We start from the raw sequence: 19299 nt of genomic DNA on the forward strand, positions 1-19299 counted from the left end.
CTTGAAAAAGCTGCCGCCTGCAAAATACAGACAGCAGCTTCAAAAAGTTGCCTAGCTTTTTTTCAAAATGTCCTTTACAAAGGGTACACTTTATTAACCCCAATCCTACTCATACTTTTTTATCTAAACGATTACCCTATTTGATAGCTCAATTTTCATTTAACAAGCCATTATTAAATTAAATAGCCCCAATCTTGCCCCAAATCGATGCCGTAATATGCATTAACTTACTTGGTTCAAAAGGGTCCTCATCATCAAAAAACTGTATATCAATGTTTTGTCAGCTTGGTGTTTTCAACTTGCGCTAATATCACTTTACATTTGGATAAATCATCGTCGCAGGGTCCACATATTCATCGAACTGTTCTTCCGTTAGTAACCCTGTAGCAATCACTGCTTCTTTTAAAGTTGTACCTTCTTTATGGGCTTTCTTCGCGATTTTTGCCGCATTTTCATAACCGATGTAAGGGTTTAATGCAGTTACAAGCATTAATGAGTTTTGTAAATTATGATCAAGCACTTCTTTATTTGGCTCAATTCCTACAGCGCAATGATCATTAAATGATTTCATTGTGTCCGCAAGTAGGCGAGTGGATTGTAAGAAGTTATAAATAATTACTGGCTTAAAGACATTCAGCTCGAAATTACCTTGGGAAGCGGCAAAGGCAATTGTTGCGTCATTGCCAACGACTTGTGTAACAACCATCGTCATCGCTTCACTTTGCGTTGGATTTACTTTACCAGGCATAATAGATGAGCCTGGCTCGTTTTCTGGAATCGTAATTTCACCGATACCTGAACGAGGACCGCTCGCTAACCAACGAACATCATTGGCAATTTTCATTAAGTCAGCTGCAAGAGCCTTTAATGCGCCATGTGCGACAACGGCTTCATCATGACTTGTTAGTGCATGGAATTTGTTTGCGGCTGAAGTAAAATGTTTGTCAGTAAGTACACTAATTTCAGCTGCTACACGCTCACCAAATTCAGGATGTGCGTTAATACCCGTACCAACTGCTGTTCCACCAATCGCTAGTTCTTTCATATATTCAATATTTTGGACAATCATATGCTCAGATTTAGCAAGCATTGCTACCCAGCCACTAATTTCTTGACCTAAAGTAAGTGGTGTTGCGTCTTGTAAATGCGTACGACCAATTTTAATAATATCTTTGAATTTCTCTGCTTTGTCATCCAGTGTTGCTTTTAGTAAGCGTAGACGAGGAAGTAAATAATCTTCTACTTTTAACACTGCTGCAATATGCAAAGCAGTTGGGAAAGTATCGTTTGAGCTTTGAGATTTGTTGACATCATCGTTAGGATGAATACGATCAGCCTCACCAGCATTTTGTAAAATTTGGTTTGCTCGGTGCGCAATTACTTCGTTGACGTTCATATTTGACTGTGTGCCACTACCAGTCTGCCAAACTACAAGAGGGAATTGATCGTTCCATTGACCATTTAAAATTTCATCAGCTGCTTGCACAATCGCATTTGCTTTAATATCTGAAAGTTTACCTAGTTTATTATTGGTGATCGCAGCACTTTTCTTTAAAATAGCCATTGCTTGAATTAGCTCAATAGGCATTTTTTCTGTACCGATTTGGAAATTTTCTTTACTGCGCTGCGTTTGAGCACCCCAAATTTTATCTGCAGGTACTTTAATTTCACCCATAGTGTCTTTTTCAATACGATAATCCATGTAAAACAGCTCCTTTATTTATGTAAATCTCTCCAATTAATAATCATCAATTATGCATTGGCGTAATTTTGTCCGATTTGGCTTTGTGCTTGCACAAAGAAGTTAAAAAACGGATATTCTTAGTCTGATGTAAGAATATCCGTTTGATACATGCTTATTTCAAAAAAATAGGGGGGATTCTGAACTAAGCATGTCGGAGTAAAGAAATAATCTACCGATAATGATAATCGTTATCAATTAAAAAGTCAAATACTTTACTTGGAATATTTATGGTCATTGAGAACAATTTTCGATGAAAGTTTTATTAGCGTTCGATTCCCGCTTTTTAATAGTTAAGACGCTACCATTAAATGATAGCGTCGGCAGATAAAAAGGGAAGAGCTATCTCTTTTTCTTCCCAATTTCTTTTAATGGTTGTTTTTTAGGTATTTTTTCAAAAATGATACTTACATGATAGTTGTGGTCGTCTATTTGAGTAATCTGAACAACTTTTGCTTTACGTCCTTTAATTTTTATGTTCTCTTCGATAATAGGAAGATTAACTAGTAGCTGGCTTAAAACGGACGTTTTGTTTTCATAAAAATGAGTTACAAACATATTTTTTCTCCTTATAACTTTTTTATTAAACCTAGAAAAAACTTGAGTTTCATACCTTCCTTTACGATTCGTTTGTAATCTAAAAGAGACAGGAGGTTCATTAGAAGGGGGAAGGTTTTACTCAATGTATGATAAGAACTTATCGTATAGAACATTTGTTAACCGGCGGTAGACCCTATTTTGGAATCATTTTAGTGGCTTGACGAAAAAGTGAAAATCGATTATGATGTATCGAATAAATTAACAATGATTGGAAGTAGTAATGAATGTAGTTTGCTTTAGAGAGATGATGGCTGGTGGAAATCATCGCAAACCATTTATGAACTCGTCCAGGAGTTTTTATGCAGAATGAAGTAAGCATAAACGGCAACTACCGTTATAGTAAAGTGAGCTTTTTAGCTAATCAGAGTGGTACCGCGGATAACTTCGTCTCTATATTTATTTGAGATGAAGTTTTTTTATTTGGGAAATTGAGAAACGCTCGAATACCGGATCGCTCAGAAAAGATGAATTGCTTCATCGACAAAATTCTCGGGCTGTGTGTGTTTATAAAAATAAATACGAGGGGGAAATGTATGGAGATTACAAAAAAACAGGCAACTACAGTAGGATTAGTAGCTCTTGTATTTTCAGCACTTTTAACTTCGATGAGCCAGGTTTTCTATGCAAAGCAGGTGCAAGAAGTACCGACATTTTTATTTACGGGTATTAGTTTTTTCATGACAGCTATTTATTTCTCTTTCTTTGCACGCAAACAGAAACAAGCTAATCGGTGGAAGGGAAATATAAATGATGTAGTGAAGTTGAATGTCGCATCCGTGTTAGCTTTTATGGGGTTTTATTTCGCTCTAAAATATGTAGAGTCAGCGATTGTAAGTGCACTTGAGATGGGCATTGGACCACTTTTTGTCTTGGTGTTAGCCGTTTTCGCCAAGGAATCAATTCCGAAAGCACAATGGGTAATTGCCACAGGGACATTTATCGCTTGTACTATATTAATAGTAGCAGTTGTTAGTGGGAAATCAGCTGTTCAAATGGACATAACATGGCCCGTGATCTTAGCATTAATAGCAAGTGTTGGCTGTGGAGTTGGAGCTGTACTATGTACGATATATTCTAAGAGATTAAGTGAGGCTGGTTGGACGACTTCAATGATTTTAGCGAATCGTTATTATGGCATAATTTTATTATCTTTTTTCGCGACTTTCGACATATTTTTCAAATATTTCTCGGGAAATATTTCATGGATAATCGCAGTGACAGCAGTGGGTGTCATGCTTCCAATGTATTTATTAAAGATAGGTATTCAGTATTGTTCGCCCTTAATCGTAATGATGAGTTTATGCTTTGTTCCATTATTCACATTTTTCTTTCAGATGTTTGATGTAAGGCTATCATGGTCGCCCGTTTCCTTGATAGGAATCAGTCTTTTGTTTATTTTGGGCGTGTGTAGCTTGTATTTAGAGAAAAGATCGGTTTCAGAGTAGCGTAAGCGCGGTATAATAGTAGTAAGGGAGGAAACAAAATGTATTTAAAATCATGTAAGGTATTACAGGGAGATATTGTGGATAAAGACCAGTATCCCTTTAATATACCAAGTTTACAGGATTTACAGGAGCTAGAGTTTCCTACGAATGTGACCTTCTTTGTTGGGGAAAACGGCTCTGGGAAATCAACCTTGTTGGAGGCTATAGCTGATCGCTGTGATTTTAATACAGCGGGTGGTGGTCGTCAAAATTTATATGAAGTACATAAGGCGGAGTCTTCACTCGGGGAATTCATCCGTTTATCCTGGTGGCCAAAGGTTTCAAATGGCTTTTTCCTACGTTCGGAAACGTTTTATCAATTTGCGAGTCATATTGATTTGTTAGAAGAAAGGGACCCAAAGAAAAAGTATGCCGCTTTTGGTGGTAAATCGTTACATCATCAATCACATGGTGAGTCCTTTTTATCGCTATTCATACATCGTTTTAAAGGCAAGGCCATTTATTTATTGGATGAGCCTGAAGCGGCATTGTCACCGACTAGACAGCTTAGTCTCCTTAAAATTATGAAGGATTTGGAGCATGAGGCACAATTTATTATCGCCACACATTCACCTATTTTGCTTGGCTATCCAAATGCGACCATCTATAGTTTTGATAATGGGGACATTGAGTCTATTCGCTATGAGGATACCATTCATTACATTGTTACGAAGCGCTTTTTAAATGCACCAGAAACTATTTTTTCAGAGTTATTTGATGAGGAGAGAGAATCATGAATCAACGTAAAGGCTTAGTCATGCGAGAAATTCGATTAGATGAAATGGCACAGTCTATCGATTTGCTTAATTATGTTTTTCAAATGTCCATGTCCATTCATAAGGATCGTCGCTTTGTGAATGCTAAAAGTAAGCAATTTAATGAGGGGCATGCCATTGGTTGGTTTGATGGTTCACATCTTGTATCTCAAATTTTAAGCCTACCTTTTGAGGTAAATGTTCATGGTAGGATCTATGAAATGGGAGGCATTACTGCGGTCGGAACGTATCCTGAATATTCTGGGCATGGTTTGATGGAGAGCCTTATTATTGAGAGCTTGGAGCGGATGCGCAATGAAGGACAATGTATATCCTATTTATTTCCATATTCAATCCCGTATTACCGAAAAAAGGGCTGGGAAATTATGAGTGACATTGTGGAATTTCAAATCAAAGATACGCAGCTTCCTCACCATAAAGGCTTAAACGGTAAAATTCGCCGTGTCGATCCGAAACATGAAGATGTTGTAACCATTTATGCGCGCTATGCCAAGAAGACACACGGTGTCATGGTACGTAATAGCATTGCTTGGAATGAAAAGTTTCAGGAAGATTTTTGGGAAGAAAAATTTATTGATAGTGATGTGAACCTCCAGGCAGCAGTGTATTATGATGAGGATGATCTGCCACAGGGGTATATGTTTTACCGCATTATGGAGGAAAATTACTACATCGACGAGATTGTCTATTTGCAGGAAGAGGCGCGTAAAGGCTTATGGAATTTTGTCTCAGCACATAGCTCGATGATTTATAATGTCTATGGTAAAACAACTGGCAATGAAGCCGTTGCCTTTTTACTAGAAGATAGTGAAATTATTCAAAAGGTATCCCCTTATTTTATGGCACGAATTGTAGATGTAAAAGAATTTCTGTTACGCTATCCATTCACCGGAAATGATTTTCAGCTTCGACTCGCTGTTACTGATCGCATTGTGGCATGGAATAATGGCACATTTGTCATTACAAAGCAAAATGGAAAAGTTGCAGTCGAAATGGTGAGTGAGACACAGTCTGAAAATGCTATTCAGCTAACGGTCCAAACGCTTGCCACGATGTTACTTGGCTATAAACGACCGAGCTATTTAGAAAAAATTGAGCGTTTACACGGAAATGCCATTGAAATTGCATTACTAGAGACGGTACTACCAATAGGCATTCCAACGTTTATTGATTATTTTTAACAAATATATGGGGATTTGTGCAGAGACAGCCTGTGCAGATTCCTTTTTTATGGGTTCAGGGGGAAAGTAATTGGTCAGGTACAAGGGAAAACTAATCGGGTAAGCGAAAAAACCGCTCTACAGGGATTTGACTACTTCTAATGTTATGTAATTTCAAAATGTATGGACATAAATAAAGAGATTTTAAAAAAAGAGGTTGTTAAATCGAATCAACATTTCCCTTTATAGAGTGTTAGCTAACAAAATAAAATCATAAATAGGGGGAATTACAATGGGACTTTATTCAACAACTCGAACGGTCGATGTTACAACAGCACAAATCGCGGAGATGGTTCGTGCACAAAAAAAAGTAGTTGAACTACTTGCAAATAAAAAGGTAAATGAATCTGTTGTAAAGAATTCATACACTTCATTTGGTACCGGTGTTTTAGGACTCGTTTTCTTGACAAGCGCAGTGACTTCTGTAGCAGCAGGTTTTATGAGTCTTTTAACAAGTCTTAATGCTTCGGAAATATCGTGGCTGATGAACGATGTAAACACGGGGTACACACAGCTTTTAGAATCTCACTTCACGATGGTAAATGGTGGATGGGCTAAATGTAATATGACGATTACGGATAATCGCGAACGTCCTAATTACGAATTCGGATTTATCAAATCTCGAAAAGTTAATAGCTTTACAACGCCCGGTGGACAAATAGGTTATCCGGCTTAATAAAAAGGCACTTACTAAATTGTAAGTGCCTCTTATTTCGTTGCTTTTTCTAAAATACTAAAAAAGTCGCTATCGTTTACGATGGCATAGTCTTTGTTAGTACTAATGATAGTCAGTGATTTCTCATCTGAATCAAGGTACATTGCATAACCTGTATTTAATGCAATGGTGATTCGGTAATCGTAATTAAAGGCGTTTATGGTTGTTTTTTTAAATTTTGCGTTTTGAAAAGCTTTTATAAGTTCTCGTTTTGTTTTTTCTGGGATTTCAATTTCCGTATATATATCTTCTTTGTCTGTATTGATACTATGAATGGTTACAGTTGGATTTTTTGCTTTAAAATCAGCGTTTTCTAATACATCTGTTGCAGAGTAGTTTTGGTTTTTCATTGCAATAAAAAAAACACTGGCTATAACGATTATGAGTAAAGGTAATATAATTTTGAACTTTTTCATATAGCCCCCCTCTTTATCTTTTTTAAAATTATAGCAAATTTTAGGGATTAATGGACTTTTAGAGGCATAATAAGTGTTAATTTAACGAATTTTAAAAAAGGTTGTCAAACTATTTATAGATTTCCCTTTATAAAAAAAGGAGGGATTCGATGGGAGAATATGAATTCTTAATTGGTTTGATTAGTAATACAGGATTTCCAATTGTCGCTTTTTTATTGGTCTTTTGGAAATTCGATAAATCGTTAGGTTTATTAACCGAAGCTGTAAACAACAACACAAACGCTGTTCAACTATTAATACAAAAAGAAAATCATGAAAATAAGTAAATTTTAAAAAGTAAATTGAACATAATTGTGGATATACATTTTCTTTTTTTACTCTAAAATAGAACATATATTCCAATTTGATTGGAGTTGATTTTTTGTTTCAAAATCGTCTATTAAAGTCTTTTTTAGATGATGAAAAAGTAAGTGAACTTTATAAAAGCTATTTAAAGAATCCTACAACTCATACAAGAGATACTATTGAAAAGCTATTCCAAATTCACGTTAGAAAAATTCAATTACTTAGTTACTTTTCTCGTGTTTTACATTTCGAATCTCAAAGATATGACAAGAAAATTCGCCGTAATAATCGATTTAATCAGTTGATCTTAGATAATGACATTAATGATGGTGAGAATAAGTTTATTGATTTAATTTCAAATGAAAGTTTGTATGGTGATTTTGAATTGATATATTCTACGGAATATACTCATTTAGAAACTATTTTCGAGGACAAGCAACTTTATAATATTGTTTCGAAATTAAGTCAAAAAAAGAAACATATACTGCATTCTATTTTTGTAGAAAATCTAACGGAAGAAGAAGTTTCGAAAAAAATAGGTGTTTCGAAACAAGCGGTCAATAAAGTTAAAAACGAAACTTTTCAAAAGATTAGGCAGGATTATAAAAAAATTTGAGGTGATGTTGATGCCTATGAATGAATTAAGAAGTACGGCATTTCAACTAGAAATTCTAGATATGTTGCAGCCTAAAATTAAATCAGTTTTACATCAGACGAGTTTTCAAAATAGATTGGATTTAGAGCAAGAAATTTCGTTAATGATCATTATGACTGTTCAAACAAAACAATTCAGAAAAGTACCTTCGTTCTTCAAACTTATTGAATGTGAAAAAATTAAAATTATATAAAGACAATCTTCCCCGAAAAATAATAGTATTATTAGTTAACGCTTAGAAAGATTTTAAATACACGTGATACACTATACGAGAAGTATTTAATTCAATAGGCTACTTCTTTAATAAATCGCAACATGACGCCAATTTTCCTGATAAAGATATGACTTTAATGAAGCATTGGTAAAGCTAAAAGCAGCTGCATCTAAGCAAAAGCCTAAAGTGAATAAAAAATAATAGAAGTTAATAAAGACCTAAAAGAAACTAATAAAGAAGTAGCTTACTTCTCCTAATAATGAACTAATAGTAATCAAAATTTAGACGTTTTGAACGCTATTGGCTTATCAGAAAACAATAATTCAAGAGCGAATTCGACAAGAGGATCCGCATGACCGGTGATCAATTTTTAATGAGATTGCGAATTTAAATACAAGAAGTAGAAAAAATAAAACATATTATGTTTCAGAGGAGTTAGCACAAGTAGACCTAGCAGATGAGTTAAATATAAAAAAACGCAGTTAGTTAAGTCAGATGTAATGGCTTTAAAAAAACATCTACTCGAAGAAGAAGTAGATGTTTTTTAATTTGTTTTTTTGTGTTTATTGTAAATGTATATTTTAATAGGCTTTTCTTTTATAAGTTTGTTTGAATTTCGCTAAAACTTCAGTAATTTTGTTTTCCATTTCTTTACCGATATCTGTTGGTTTTTGATTTTCATCTAATAGTAATTTTGCTTTTTTAATGTGAACAGAATAATTTTTAAATTCAGTCGATTTGATTACGTTTTGAACAAGGGTTTCTATCGCATTTTTTACTGAAGTATAGTATTCTGCGATTCTAATGACTGCTATGTTTATTTCGTTTGAGCTAATTTTGTACGTGAGGGGATTGACTACCTCGCTACACCCGAACCCACTTGGAATTAAATTAAAATCCAAGCTTTTTTTAGCAGTCGCACACCTAGGATGATTTCTTCCATTTTTAACTTACTAAAGCCTAATTGAATAATTGGCACTGAACTTGGCTGTTGTAGAAAATAGGGGCTCGTAGGGTAGACTTTTACTCCGTGTTGTTGTGCATTTTGAATGAGCTGTTCTTCTGAAAATTGTGTATGCACTTTAACCAATATATAAAGCCCAGATTGCTCTCCGAGAATCGTAATTTTTTCTCCGAATTGCTTGTTAAGTTCCTCTACAAGTGTATTTATTTTATGTTTATAGGTGATACGCATTCTTTTAATATGACGTGTCCATTCGCCTTGTTCCATGAATTTCGCCATTGTTAATTGATGTAAGGACGAGGCGTTATGTTCAAAATGAGCAAAGCGTTTTTTATATGGCTGAACAAGTGCTTTTGGTAGCACCATATAACTTAAACGAATCGCTGGTAAAAATGATTTTGAAAATGTCCCCATGTAAATAACACGAGACTTGTCGATGGAGGCGAGAGCAGGAAACGGCTGTTGCGTATAACGGAATTCACCATCATAATCATCCTCAAGTATATATCCATCAACATTTTTGGCCCACTGAATTAAAGCTTGTCGTTGCTGAATGCTCATGGAAACACCATATGGAAAATGGTGAGAAGGGGTGACATAGAGTAGGCGCGAATGAAACTGCGTTAAATACTCAAGCTGTGCACCGTTTTCCAACACAGGTAATGTCTCTATATGAAAGTCATGAAGCTTGAACGCTTCCCGTGCACCGTTGTAGCCAGGGTCTTCTAAAATAACACTTTGGAAATCCTGCTTTAATAGAAATCCTAGATAAATTAACATTTGTTGCGTGCTGCTACCAATAATTATGTCCTCTTCATTTACATGAACCCCACGAGCTTGAAGTAAATAATGTACAAGCTGTTCCTTTAAAAGGGGCTCACCGAAAGGATCGCCATATTGATAGCACTCGTTTAAAGGTAACACTTGATTAGCTACTTGACGCCATATTTTTAAAGGGAAATGCTGTTGATCGACAGCGCCAGCACGAAAGTCAATGATGATATCTTCACTGTTATTTTTCGTATTTTGAGTAAGGCTTGATCGTTCTTTCTCCTGTAGAAACACTTGCTCAAATTCATTGACGAAATAACCCTTTCGTCCTTCACCGCGTATGAATCCTTCCGCTACGAGCTGCTCATAGGCAGTTAACGTTGTATTCCGACTGACATGTAAAGTATCGGCTAGCCGTCGAATAGAAGGAAGAGAATCATTCGTTTTCAATCTCCCTTGTTCGATTAACCATTTGACCTGCTGATAAATTTGTTTATATTTTGCCTCTGCATCTGTGAATAAGAAAATAAAATCCTTCATAAAGTCCCTCCTTGACATGTTGAAATGTCTAGAACTGTTTCTTTTTAAATGTCAGTTTGTTATTTATCATCATACTAGAATGACCTATAAAAAAGAAATGGGGAGATAAGTGCATGGAGATTCGTAAAGTAACTTTAGCAACAGTTGGGGACGTGGTGCCATTATTTAATGCCTATCGAGAATTTTACGATCAACAATCTGACTTAGAACAGGCTGAACAGTTTCTATTGGAGCGTTTAAATAAGGAGGAGTCGTCCATTTTTTTAGCTTATATAGATAAGCAGCCAGTTGGTTTTGTTCAGCTCTTTCCCACTTTTTCATCTGTTGCCATGAAAAAGGCGTTTATTTTAAACGATTTATTTGTGGCTGAGCATGCTAGGAAACAAGGTGTAGCACAGGCACTAATTGAACAGTGCTATTCGTATTGTGTACAGAAGGATGCACGTTATATAGGTTTAGAAACAGCGACAGATAACGTTCGTGCTCAAAAACTATATGAGAGGCTCGGAATGAAAATCGATGATGGAGTATTTCATTATATTAAGTATTGGTAAACGGAGGTTCGAATAATGACTGTATCCATAAAACAATTAACAACGGAGCAGGAGTGGATGGAAGCATATGCCGTTATGGTGCAGCTCCGGACGGAATTAACGGTAGAAAAATATCAAACATTGTTAAAAGAAATGATCCAAGATGGCTATTTGTTATTTGCTTTATACGAAAATATAAACATTGTGGCAGTCGCCGGATTAAGTTGGCGAGTCAACTTTTACAATGAACGCCATATTTTTATCTATGATTTAGTAACGGATGAGGCCCATCGTTCAAGAGGCTATGGTGAGAAATTATTGCATTATCTTCATCAATGGGGCAAAGAAAATGGGGCACACTATATTTCTTTAGAGTCTGGTATCCAAAGGATTAGTGCACATCGTTTTTATGAAGATCGATTAGGGTATGAGAAATGGTGCTATTCTTTTCGAAAAGCATTGTGATGAAATAAAGAGAGAAATCCGAATAAAGAATGAAAGCGACTAGTGTTTTTCTAGTCGTATTTTTTATGTATAAATACTGATTAACATTTAATATTTAGTTATAAAAGATAATTATTTAATGATTATCATTAAATTTGTCTTGATTTTAACTCCGCTATTTAATATGCTTAACATGAAGAAGGACAGAAATATTGACAACCGACGATAAAGTAGATGTTACCGGCGTGTTTCAAACATCAAGCGGAGATAAAGTAGTTCCTTCCGGCGATTTCCGAGAAGAACCTTTCAACATCGCTTGTCATTCTTCATGTAAAACATTATGAACAGGGGGAAAGTTATGGTTTTGGAAAGTGCGATAAATGCAATTATTCAAGTCATTTTATTTTCAGTTATTCCGTTTATTTGGTGGTTTTTCTCAGCAAGAAAGGAACAATCATTTTTAACATGGCTCGGCCTTCAAAAGCCTGTAGTGGAAAATAAAGGGAATTATTTTCTATGGTTTTTATTCATTATTATTTTATTATTCGTACCCCTTACTACAATCAGCTATTTCTACCTAGATAGTTCAACCTTAGCGACCAATCGTTTTACAGGACTTGGCTTTTCAGCGCTCATTCCAGCACTTTTCCATTCAATTGTACAAACGGGGTTGTCAGAGGAGCTGTTATTCCGAGGCTTTTTATTGAAAAGATTCATGCATAAATTTGGTTTTCAAATGGGAAATATCATGCAAAGTTTACTATTTGGCATTTTACATGGATTGTTGATGTTTTCTTTTATTCCTTTTGGAGTTGTAGTATTAGTTGTTATAGCAACCGCATTTGTAGGTTATTTAATGGGGTGGATCAATGAACGAAAATCTAATGGTTCCATCCTAACAAGCTGGGGCATCCATAGCATTGTCAATCTGATTGCCGCCTTCATGGCAATGTTTAATATGCTCTAAGAGCCTAGCTCATTTGCATTTCATCATGTTCGATTGCATAATAAAGCGAAGAGGTGATTGAAATGCAACTCATCGAGCAGGTAGTAAAAGGATGCTTGATTATCGGATTTATATTAATGGGAGGGCGTATTATCACCGCAATATGCCGCTATTATAATATAGCATTTACGACTTTTTTCGTTGATTATCATGTCGCCTCACTAGCTATACTATTAATAGGTATTATAGGAACAGAGATCCTTAATAGACGTAAAAGGAAGGGACGAGCATAAATGACGGAATGGCCAAAGGGAATAGCGAAGCCTGCTATACGTGCATTAAATGCGGCAGGGTATACACGATTAGAGCAATTGGAAAAGGTTGATTTATCGACGTTAAAAAATTTACATGGGATGGGACCGAAAGCGCTAGCGGCCATTGAAGCAGCACGGAATGAAAGTAGGGAGTACAGTGAATAAACTAACATTATTTTTACTGGCAATGGTGGCCTATTATATCCTTGTTGTTTTTGTGATTAGCAAGTTATTTATTATTCCTCTCATGAAGTTTATGGCACTTTTATTCTTCCTTGGAGCAGGCTTTATTTTTTCTCGAAAAATGCGAAGGAAATTACAATAGGAGGAAAATTAGTCATATTTAATTTGGTCATTTTTATGTTGGCAATATTACTATCACTAGCTGGGGTTCGCCTATCTAATTCACTCGGCATTTTTATCCTTATTTATGTGTACAAAGTCAAGAATAAAAAAGCCCTCCTACATTTTGCCCTGGAAAGCATTGAATTGGCTCGGGGTGTACAAAATATGCGTAATACATACATTTGAACAGATGAAAACGGATCTGTAAAATTTTTTTAGGCTACTCGATGCTATTTGGCATCAAGTAGCTTATTTTTTTCTGTAGATTTGAAATAAAGTATGATCGATGCACCCGATAAAAAAACAGCTCTAAGCATTTCGATACTTTGCTAACATAATTTCATCATAATATTTATCTAGTTGGGGCAAACCCAACTCTTCTGCAATCATAAGCTCAGCCTGTCTGTCATAATCTACTCTAATAAATTGGATGGCATTGTTTGAATGTGTTCCATCTAGGATCGCATATGAAGCTGAAGTTAAGTCAAGTGAATTTCCGACACTCCCAACGTTACATAGAATACCCTTTTTATATGTATGTAAAAAAGTCGTATGTATATCGCCGTAGAATACAATATCAGGGAATTTATTGTTATTGATTGAATTTGTTACTTCACTATTCTCAAACATAGATAAACGCTTTTCAATAGGATGATTAACTGAGATACGTTCAAATTCACTTCTTGGAGATGCATGGAAAAACCTTATTAATTGTCCATTTAATTCAAGATCAATATTAAATGGTAACGAAGCTAAATACTGATAATCTTTTTCTGTTAGTCTATCTTTGAACCACTGTATAAAATCATTATCAGTAGGTGATTGAATGAATACGTCCCAATTACCTCGAACTACTCTTTCGCAGTTCTTTTGGATGAGTTCTATACATTCAGATCCTTGGGGACCTTTGCCGATTAAATCACCTAAACAAAAAATTCTTTCAATCTTTCTTAATCGAATGTCTTTTAAAACTGCTTCTAATGCCGTTTTATTCCCGTGGATATCTGAAATAATTGCAATTTTTGTCACAAATCGTCCCCCTCATAAAAATCCATCTATTCTTTATAGTTGTTTCTCCATGTTATTCGACAAACTGCATTTTAATCCTTTAAAAAATAAATGAACCGAAAAAAAGAGCAAAGGAGCCCCTTTAGACAAAACATATCTAAAGGGGCAAAACGATGCAACTTTTTTATAAACAGTTACTTTAAATCTACATTTACTGTTATTTATCATACATTAGTACAGCTTAGGGCATGCTCTATCCCTTTTTATTCAATAAAATCCCACGCACGATCCCCATTATAAATATTGTACTTAGTACAAATAGAAATACATAAGCATGCCACTGCTGTAAAATACGATGATGGCCTAAAGCAACTGTTAAATCATTGAATAGTGAATATGTAAAGTATAAGAGTATACTATTTTTGATGAGACAAAAGGTAATGATACCATTTTGTCGCTGGATATGAGACAAGGTAGGCTTATTTTTACGTAGGATAGGATAAGCTGCTCTCATCTCTAAATAGTGTAAAAGCAAAAATAGCATGCAGGCAATGAAAGGTAAATAAAAAATGGCGATTTTCGGGCCAAATTGCGCATGTTCACTCTTAAAGCTTTGCAAAACAGGTATAGAAGCGGGGAGCTTATTATATTGGATTAGCGTTGCCGTAATGCCAGCTAAAAAAATAGTCGCGACAATAAGCGTTAGCGATTTACAAACACGCGGTGTAGGTGTTTTTTGTTGTTCAAGCATTCGTTCACCTCATAGTTCAACTTAATTACAGTCTGTTATACTGTATCATAAGAATACCATCATGTGTGTCATAGAAAGAAGGGTTAAATGGAATACTTGTTGTTTTTACTAATTGGAATCGTTGGCAACGTCATTGGTACGTTAGTTGGTGGTGGGGGGTTGATAACATTACCGACCATGATGTTAGTGGGGGTCCCAGTCCATTCAGCGATTGGTGCGAATAAGGTTTCTAATATGGTCAGTGCCTTTTCAAGCTTTTACACAATCTATAAAAGAAAAGAATTGTTATGGTCAGAAATGCGTTCAGTATTACTTGTTTCCTTAGTCGGTGGTACACTTGGGGGGCTGTTTGCATCGTTTATGAGCAGTCAAACATTAACGCTTATCGCTATTATTTTATTAGGCTTTGCTCTTATTATGTCCTTTATTGGTGGGGCTGAATTTGGAGATAAAGAAAGCTTCACAATGAATCGTAAAAACGGTCCAATTCTTCTTGGGATTGGTTTTTATGACGGCATGTTCGGCCCTGGTAGCAGTACGCTGGCCCTTTATACATATGCACATGAAAAAATTTCTTATATGAAAGCAGTAGGTTTGTCGCGTGTAGGTGTTTTTGCGATGTGCTCAGGAGCCGCGATTACGTATATTGCTACAGGTAAAATTGATTGGACGTTGACCATCGTTTTAATGATTGGTTCTGTAATTGGTGCGCAAATAGGCATTATCCTTGCAAGTAAGGTTAAGGCAAATCAAGTAAAGCTATTGCTACGTATTGTGACAATTGTGCTAATAGTACAGCTAGTATATGATTTTTTCAAACAGATATAGGGAGGCGATATCCATGTTTGAAATCACACCTTATCCATCTTTTTCGTGGTCACTGTCACGTCATAAAACGTTAACAAGCTGTGCGCGAAAATATGGCTATGAATATTATTTTTCTCATAATGGTTGGCTAAGTTACAATGTGGAGCCATATCATCAACATGTCTATCGCTTAAAAAAGCTTCAATCCATGCCGATTTTATTTGGGCAAATCGTCCATCATTTAATAGAGCAATCGATCAATGATTATTTGCAAACAGGCAAGGCGCCGACTGTTGCTGAACTTGTAAATCGTGCGCGTGGCCAGCTCAATGCCGCTTTTATCGATTCTACACGCCGAATAGATTTATGGAGACATAAGCCTAATAAATTTTATATGATGCAAGAAATTTATTACGAAGGGCAGTTAAATCCCGAACTTGTACAGGACTATAAAGAGCGCATGACGGCTGTGTTTGACAACTTTCTTAATAGTGAAACATTCCAGCAAATTACCGCACAAAAAGGCTCGTTACGAATCGGTGAGCCTGAACAATTTCGTTCCATGAAAATCGAGGGTGTACAAGTTTTTGTCGTAATGGATTTTCATTATTTTGATGAGATGACAGACAAGTGGATTATTATCGACTGGAAAACTGGAGGAGAGTCCGATGATGATCGCCAACAGTTAGCACTCTATGCTTACTATATTCAGCAGAAATATCGCGTATCTCTTGACCAGATTGATGTTTATAATGAATATTTATTGACTGGCAAACGAAAAAAATACACCTTTACAGCATTTGATATGGACAATATTTTACATACGTTCCAGCGAAGTGTGCTGGAAATGAAAAAATATCAGGCGGATATTTTCTCGAATGAACCTGTAGACTTTGAGGAATTTGAGCAAACCCTTGAAAAATGGCACTGTAAAGGGTGTAATTTTAAAGAATTATGTGTGCACAATTGAATTTGAAAATGGAGCGAGTGACCAACTAAAAAAGTCATCAAACTCGAAAGAATCAAAGAAAAACGAAGCGCCGTTAATTTTCGGTGCTTTTTTAAATTATGTATAACGGGTTATAGGAAATATACAACAAATCTAATAATGTTATCGTTATTGTAACTAATCATACATAGAAATCAGAGTTCAATACTCTCATTTAGTTAAGGAGTGTGAAATGGATATTAAGTCATTTTTTCAATATTTATCTTATGTAGTTTATTTTTTAATAGTGTTTATCTTAACCTACTATATGCAATGGATAACTGTACTTTTGGTGGGCAGTATACGTTTTACAGCTGCAGATAGTTATCCAGGAGATTTAAGTCGTTTTTCTTTAATCACAATGAGTTTCGTGTTTTCTATCATGCATTTTGTTGTATTAACAATATATTTACTTCTTCATTATATACTGGTGTCTTTATTTAAAATTAGGTTTCAATATAAGATTGCTTTGGTGTTCAATACGGTTGTTGCGGTCAGTTTAATTATTTACTTTATAAAAGTATTTTTATATTGAGCCCTTAAATACTGAGTAATGTGCAGTAAGCGCTATTTAACAAAGCAGAGGTAAAGAATACTGTAAAAGTAATAAAATTTGTTCTGGAGAAAAATTCTACTAACCCAATGGAAAACCTTCAATAATATACATTGGCTCTTGGAGAGGTATGTCTGTTAATTGGGAATAAGAATGAGCGTGTATTTTAAAGTATTGTGTGAGCAGAATTGAATCTGAAAATGGAGCGAGTGAGCCAAAAGTGAAAGCTTACTTATAAAATGTCATACCTAACTAGGTGTGGCTTTTTATTATGCTCATATTTCTGGTCATTACAATCCATTATATAGGTAGATGGGAGGTGTTAACTTATGGAGTATGAATATAAAGTGAAGTATTATTTTAACGAGGGTCATGAAGAAGAATATAAAATCAAGAATAATATTGAACAAGAAACATTTGTAGAAGAAATTTCTAAAGGGTTCAATGAGAAGCCTTGGTATTCATTTACTGAAACAGAACATTATAAAACGATTTTAATTAGTACTATAGATGTTTACAAAGTAGTAGTAGAAAAAAATGTTTTAGAATTTGATTAATCAAATGTAATTAGTCACATCTTCTATCAAGGTGTGGCTTTTTATTATGCTTTGAAAGGATAGATAAATTTTAAGGGCGCGTTTATAAAGACAGGATTAATTTACAAAAATTTTTAGAATCAATTCTGCCTTTAAAGCGCATGAAATAAAACAGTATCAAACATTTTTTAATAGACAAATGTTTGATAAATGATAGCAATTAGAGAGGCGATGTCATCATTGATAGCTTCAATGTGGATACGATTCGTTAAATTTGTATTTGTACTATCTAAATTTCTAATTACAGCAATTTTTTCACCATTTAACGTTAAGGTTCCTGAATAAGTGTAGTCTTTCTCAAATTGGTACACGTCCCCGTTGAGCATAAAAGATTGCACCTTTTCAATTAATTGCACACGATTTTGTGTAATTGAAACCTTATCCATTGTATTGCAGCTATAAAGTGTATATCGAACACCTGTAAATACACAATCAATTTTGTATATTGGATGATTATCGATTGAAAAAGCATTATAGCAGTAGGGCATTCCATATCGTAGAAGCATATGAGACAGTTGTGTTAGGAAACGATGGCGATTTTTTTTTGAGAATACTAATAACTTTGTTGTCATTGTTATAAATGGGAATACTTGTGTAATAGGAATCTAATTTTGGGATGCTATATGAATAAATCTGCAAAGATGTCTCTCCTCTATGATCTCTCTTAAATAATTCGATCTTTATCAATTTTAATATGCATTGATATCCCTGTCCAAATAAGTTGTACCGTAATTAGTTACAATCTGTTTTTGAACTTATGGTGCAGGTTAGTTCAGTAGTTACGAATTGATTTTGTGTTATAATGAAATACAGAATTTTACAACAAAAAAATAAAGGAATGGTGCCTTTTGAAAATTTCAAGAAACCCAGAAACAGTACATAAACCAGTAGCACCGTACGTACACCAAATAGAGGTCACAGGTCCTCAAAAGTGGCTTACTTTGTCGGGTCAACTTGGATTGGAAGTAGATGGAACAGTACCTGAGAATCCATTAGAGCAATTACAGTTAGCTTTGGAGAATATAAAAAGAAACCTTGAGTCAGCTGAGATGGATGTTTGTGATTTAACAAAGTTGGTTTTTTACTTAGTTGGTGACTTTGAAGCAGAGCAAAGAAGAAAAATTATTGGCGATTTTTTAGGTGAACATCTCCCTTGTACGACAATGATATATGTAGTAGCTCTGGCAGCACCAGTCTTTAAAGTAGAGGTTGATGCTTGTGCGTGTAAAGATATTTAAAAGTATTGAGGGCCTTATGCTAGGGGGCTTTTCTATATAAGATTAAACTAGGAGCAAAATAGATTTTTATGTTTAAACTTTATTTTAAAGCTGCAGTAGCTATTTGACGGGATTCTCGATTGATAATTCAGTATCTATCAAAGTTAGTTGTTACAAAGTTTTTTACGATTCAACAACATTGAAATAAAAAATATACAATAACCAAAGTGAAGCCTAAGTACTCAATTAATTTGAGCCAAAGCTTCACTTTGTTTATGGACGTAAGAGAACGTCCAGTATTGTATAAAGAAGAAAACGAATAAAGCATTCTTCTGCATTGTTTAGAAAGATGCAAT

Annotated in this window: 24 protein-coding genes and 1 other annotated feature; of the genes, 16 read left to right on the top strand and 8 right to left on the bottom strand. The window is 35.0% G+C overall.

Features of this window, described 5'->3' with window-relative positions; all coding sequences use genetic code 11:
- Positions 1-310: 310 nt before the first annotated feature.
- Together fumC and ACFCYJ_RS18285 are read right to left on the bottom strand one after the other, a co-directional pair.
- Complete coding sequence (gene fumC, locus ACFCYJ_RS18280) at positions 311-1702, bottom strand: class II fumarate hydratase (RefSeq protein WP_376075635.1); 1392 nt, start codon at positions 1700-1702, stop codon at positions 311-313.
- A gap of 381 nt (positions 1703-2083) precedes the next feature.
- Positions 2084-2299, bottom strand: a complete 216-nt coding sequence (locus ACFCYJ_RS18285; RefSeq protein ID WP_376075636.1) for a hypothetical protein — start codon at positions 2297-2299, stop codon at positions 2084-2086.
- A gap of 237 nt (positions 2300-2536) precedes the next feature.
- Positions 2537-2736, top strand: a binding site (T-box leader).
- Between the two features lie 138 nt (positions 2737-2874).
- Between ACFCYJ_RS18285 and ACFCYJ_RS18290 the strand changes: the two genes are divergently transcribed.
- From ACFCYJ_RS18290 to ACFCYJ_RS18305, 4 genes are all read left to right on the top strand, one after another.
- Entirely contained in the window at positions 2875-3786 is a 912-nt protein-coding gene (locus ACFCYJ_RS18290; RefSeq protein ID WP_376075637.1) for an EamA family transporter, read from the top strand.
- Between the two features lie 38 nt (positions 3787-3824).
- Entirely contained in the window at positions 3825-4562 is a 738-nt protein-coding gene (locus ACFCYJ_RS18295) for an AAA family ATPase (RefSeq protein WP_376075638.1), read from the top strand.
- On the top strand, positions 4559-5782 hold the full coding sequence (locus ACFCYJ_RS18300; RefSeq protein ID WP_376075640.1) for a GNAT family N-acetyltransferase: 1224 nt from the start codon (positions 4559-4561) through the stop codon (positions 5780-5782). The genes ACFCYJ_RS18295 and ACFCYJ_RS18300 overlap by 4 nt, the downstream gene beginning before the upstream one ends.
- A 271-nt stretch (positions 5783-6053) precedes the next feature.
- A complete protein-coding gene (locus tag ACFCYJ_RS18305; RefSeq protein ID WP_376075642.1) occupies positions 6054-6497 on the top strand; it encodes a hypothetical protein in 444 nt (147 codons plus the stop codon).
- A gap of 32 nt (positions 6498-6529) precedes the next feature.
- On the opposite strand, the gene ACFCYJ_RS18310 is transcribed toward ACFCYJ_RS18305, so the two are convergent.
- Entirely contained in the window at positions 6530-6952 is a 423-nt protein-coding gene (locus ACFCYJ_RS18310; RefSeq protein ID WP_376075643.1) for a hypothetical protein, read from the bottom strand.
- Positions 6953-7101: 149 nt separating this feature from the next.
- Here ACFCYJ_RS18310 and ACFCYJ_RS18315 point away from each other — a divergent pair, with 149 nt between their 5' ends.
- From ACFCYJ_RS18315 to ACFCYJ_RS18325, 3 genes are all read left to right on the top strand, one after another.
- Positions 7102-7278 carry a hypothetical protein gene (locus ACFCYJ_RS18315; protein WP_376075644.1) on the top strand — a complete coding sequence of 59 codons (177 nt, stop codon included), beginning with the start codon at positions 7102-7104 and terminating at the stop codon, positions 7276-7278.
- A gap of 95 nt (positions 7279-7373) precedes the next feature.
- A complete protein-coding gene (locus ACFCYJ_RS18320) occupies positions 7374-7913 on the top strand; it encodes a sigma factor-like helix-turn-helix DNA-binding protein (RefSeq protein WP_376075645.1) in 540 nt (179 codons plus the stop codon).
- A gap of 10 nt (positions 7914-7923) precedes the next feature.
- Complete coding sequence (locus tag ACFCYJ_RS18325; protein WP_376075647.1) at positions 7924-8145, top strand: hypothetical protein; 222 nt, start codon at positions 7924-7926, stop codon at positions 8143-8145.
- Between the two features lie 602 nt (positions 8146-8747).
- On the opposite strand, the gene ACFCYJ_RS18330 is transcribed toward ACFCYJ_RS18325, so the two are convergent.
- Together ACFCYJ_RS18330 and pdxR are read right to left on the bottom strand one after the other, a co-directional pair.
- Positions 8748-9068 (bottom strand): hypothetical protein, encoded by a 321-nt coding sequence (locus ACFCYJ_RS18330; RefSeq protein ID WP_376075648.1) that lies wholly within the window; start codon positions 9066-9068, stop codon positions 8748-8750.
- Positions 9053-10441, bottom strand: a complete 1389-nt coding sequence (gene pdxR / locus ACFCYJ_RS18335) for a MocR-like pyridoxine biosynthesis transcription factor PdxR (protein ID WP_376075650.1) — start codon at positions 10439-10441, stop codon at positions 9053-9055. The genes ACFCYJ_RS18330 and pdxR overlap by 16 nt, the downstream gene beginning before the upstream one ends.
- Positions 10442-10554: 113 nt before the next feature.
- Between pdxR and ACFCYJ_RS18340 the strand changes: the two genes are divergently transcribed.
- The 5 genes from ACFCYJ_RS18340 (at position 10555) to ACFCYJ_RS18360 (ending at position 13003) form a co-directional block, all read left to right on the top strand.
- On the top strand, positions 10555-10995 hold the full coding sequence (locus ACFCYJ_RS18340) for a GNAT family N-acetyltransferase (RefSeq protein ID WP_376075651.1): 441 nt from the start codon (positions 10555-10557) through the stop codon (positions 10993-10995).
- A gap of 15 nt (positions 10996-11010) precedes the next feature.
- Positions 11011-11439 (top strand): GNAT family N-acetyltransferase, encoded by a 429-nt coding sequence (locus tag ACFCYJ_RS18345; RefSeq protein ID WP_376075652.1) that lies wholly within the window; start codon positions 11011-11013, stop codon positions 11437-11439.
- A gap of 337 nt (positions 11440-11776) precedes the next feature.
- The gene (locus ACFCYJ_RS18350; RefSeq protein ID WP_376075653.1) at positions 11777-12385 is read left to right on the top strand and encodes a CPBP family intramembrane glutamic endopeptidase; all 609 of its coding nucleotides are present in this window, start codon (positions 11777-11779) and stop codon (positions 12383-12385) included.
- Between the two features lie 272 nt (positions 12386-12657).
- A complete protein-coding gene (locus ACFCYJ_RS18355; RefSeq protein WP_376075654.1) occupies positions 12658-12843 on the top strand; it encodes a helix-hairpin-helix domain-containing protein in 186 nt (61 codons plus the stop codon).
- Positions 12836-13003 carry a hypothetical protein gene (locus ACFCYJ_RS18360; RefSeq protein WP_376075656.1) on the top strand — a complete coding sequence of 56 codons (168 nt, stop codon included), beginning with the start codon at positions 12836-12838 and terminating at the stop codon, positions 13001-13003. Before ACFCYJ_RS18355 ends, ACFCYJ_RS18360 begins: the two co-directional genes overlap by 8 nt.
- A 329-nt stretch (positions 13004-13332) precedes the next feature.
- Here ACFCYJ_RS18360 and ACFCYJ_RS18365 read toward each other — a convergent pair whose 3' ends face one another.
- Positions 13333-14052, bottom strand: coding sequence for a metallophosphoesterase family protein (locus ACFCYJ_RS18365; protein WP_376075658.1), 720 nt, complete (start codon positions 14050-14052; stop codon positions 13333-13335).
- Between the two features lie 232 nt (positions 14053-14284).
- Entirely contained in the window at positions 14285-14782 is a 498-nt protein-coding gene (locus ACFCYJ_RS18370) for a DUF1648 domain-containing protein (protein WP_376075659.1), read from the bottom strand.
- Between the two features lie 87 nt (positions 14783-14869).
- On the opposite strand from ACFCYJ_RS18370, the gene ACFCYJ_RS18375 reads away from it, so the two are divergent.
- The 3 genes from ACFCYJ_RS18375 to ACFCYJ_RS18385 all read left to right on the top strand — a co-directional run bounded on the left by ACFCYJ_RS18375 (position 14870) and on the right by ACFCYJ_RS18385 (position 17687).
- Positions 14870-15610 (top strand): sulfite exporter TauE/SafE family protein, encoded by a 741-nt coding sequence (locus ACFCYJ_RS18375; protein ID WP_376075661.1) that lies wholly within the window; start codon positions 14870-14872, stop codon positions 15608-15610.
- Positions 15611-15623: 13 nt separating this feature from the next.
- Positions 15624-16559 carry a PD-(D/E)XK nuclease family protein gene (locus tag ACFCYJ_RS18380; protein ID WP_376075663.1) on the top strand — a complete coding sequence of 312 codons (936 nt, stop codon included), beginning with the start codon at positions 15624-15626 and terminating at the stop codon, positions 16557-16559.
- Positions 16560-17459: 900 nt separating this feature from the next.
- Positions 17460-17687, top strand: a complete 228-nt coding sequence (locus tag ACFCYJ_RS18385; protein WP_376075665.1) for a hypothetical protein — start codon at positions 17460-17462, stop codon at positions 17685-17687.
- Positions 17688-17854: 167 nt separating this feature from the next.
- On the opposite strand, the gene ACFCYJ_RS18390 is transcribed toward ACFCYJ_RS18385, so the two are convergent.
- Positions 17855-18298 carry a tubby C-terminal domain-like protein gene (locus ACFCYJ_RS18390; protein WP_483869488.1) on the bottom strand — a complete coding sequence of 148 codons (444 nt, stop codon included), beginning with the start codon at positions 18296-18298 and terminating at the stop codon, positions 17855-17857.
- Positions 18299-18574: 276 nt separating this feature from the next.
- Between ACFCYJ_RS18390 and ACFCYJ_RS18395 the strand changes: the two genes are divergently transcribed.
- Complete coding sequence (locus ACFCYJ_RS18395; RefSeq protein ID WP_376075668.1) at positions 18575-18964, top strand: RidA family protein; 390 nt, start codon at positions 18575-18577, stop codon at positions 18962-18964.
- Positions 18965-19299: the final 335 nt, after the last annotated feature.

This window comes from Lysinibacillus sp. NPDC056232 (assembly GCF_042267565.1).
Classification (GTDB): Bacteria; Bacillota; Bacilli; order Bacillales_A; family Planococcaceae; genus Lysinibacillus.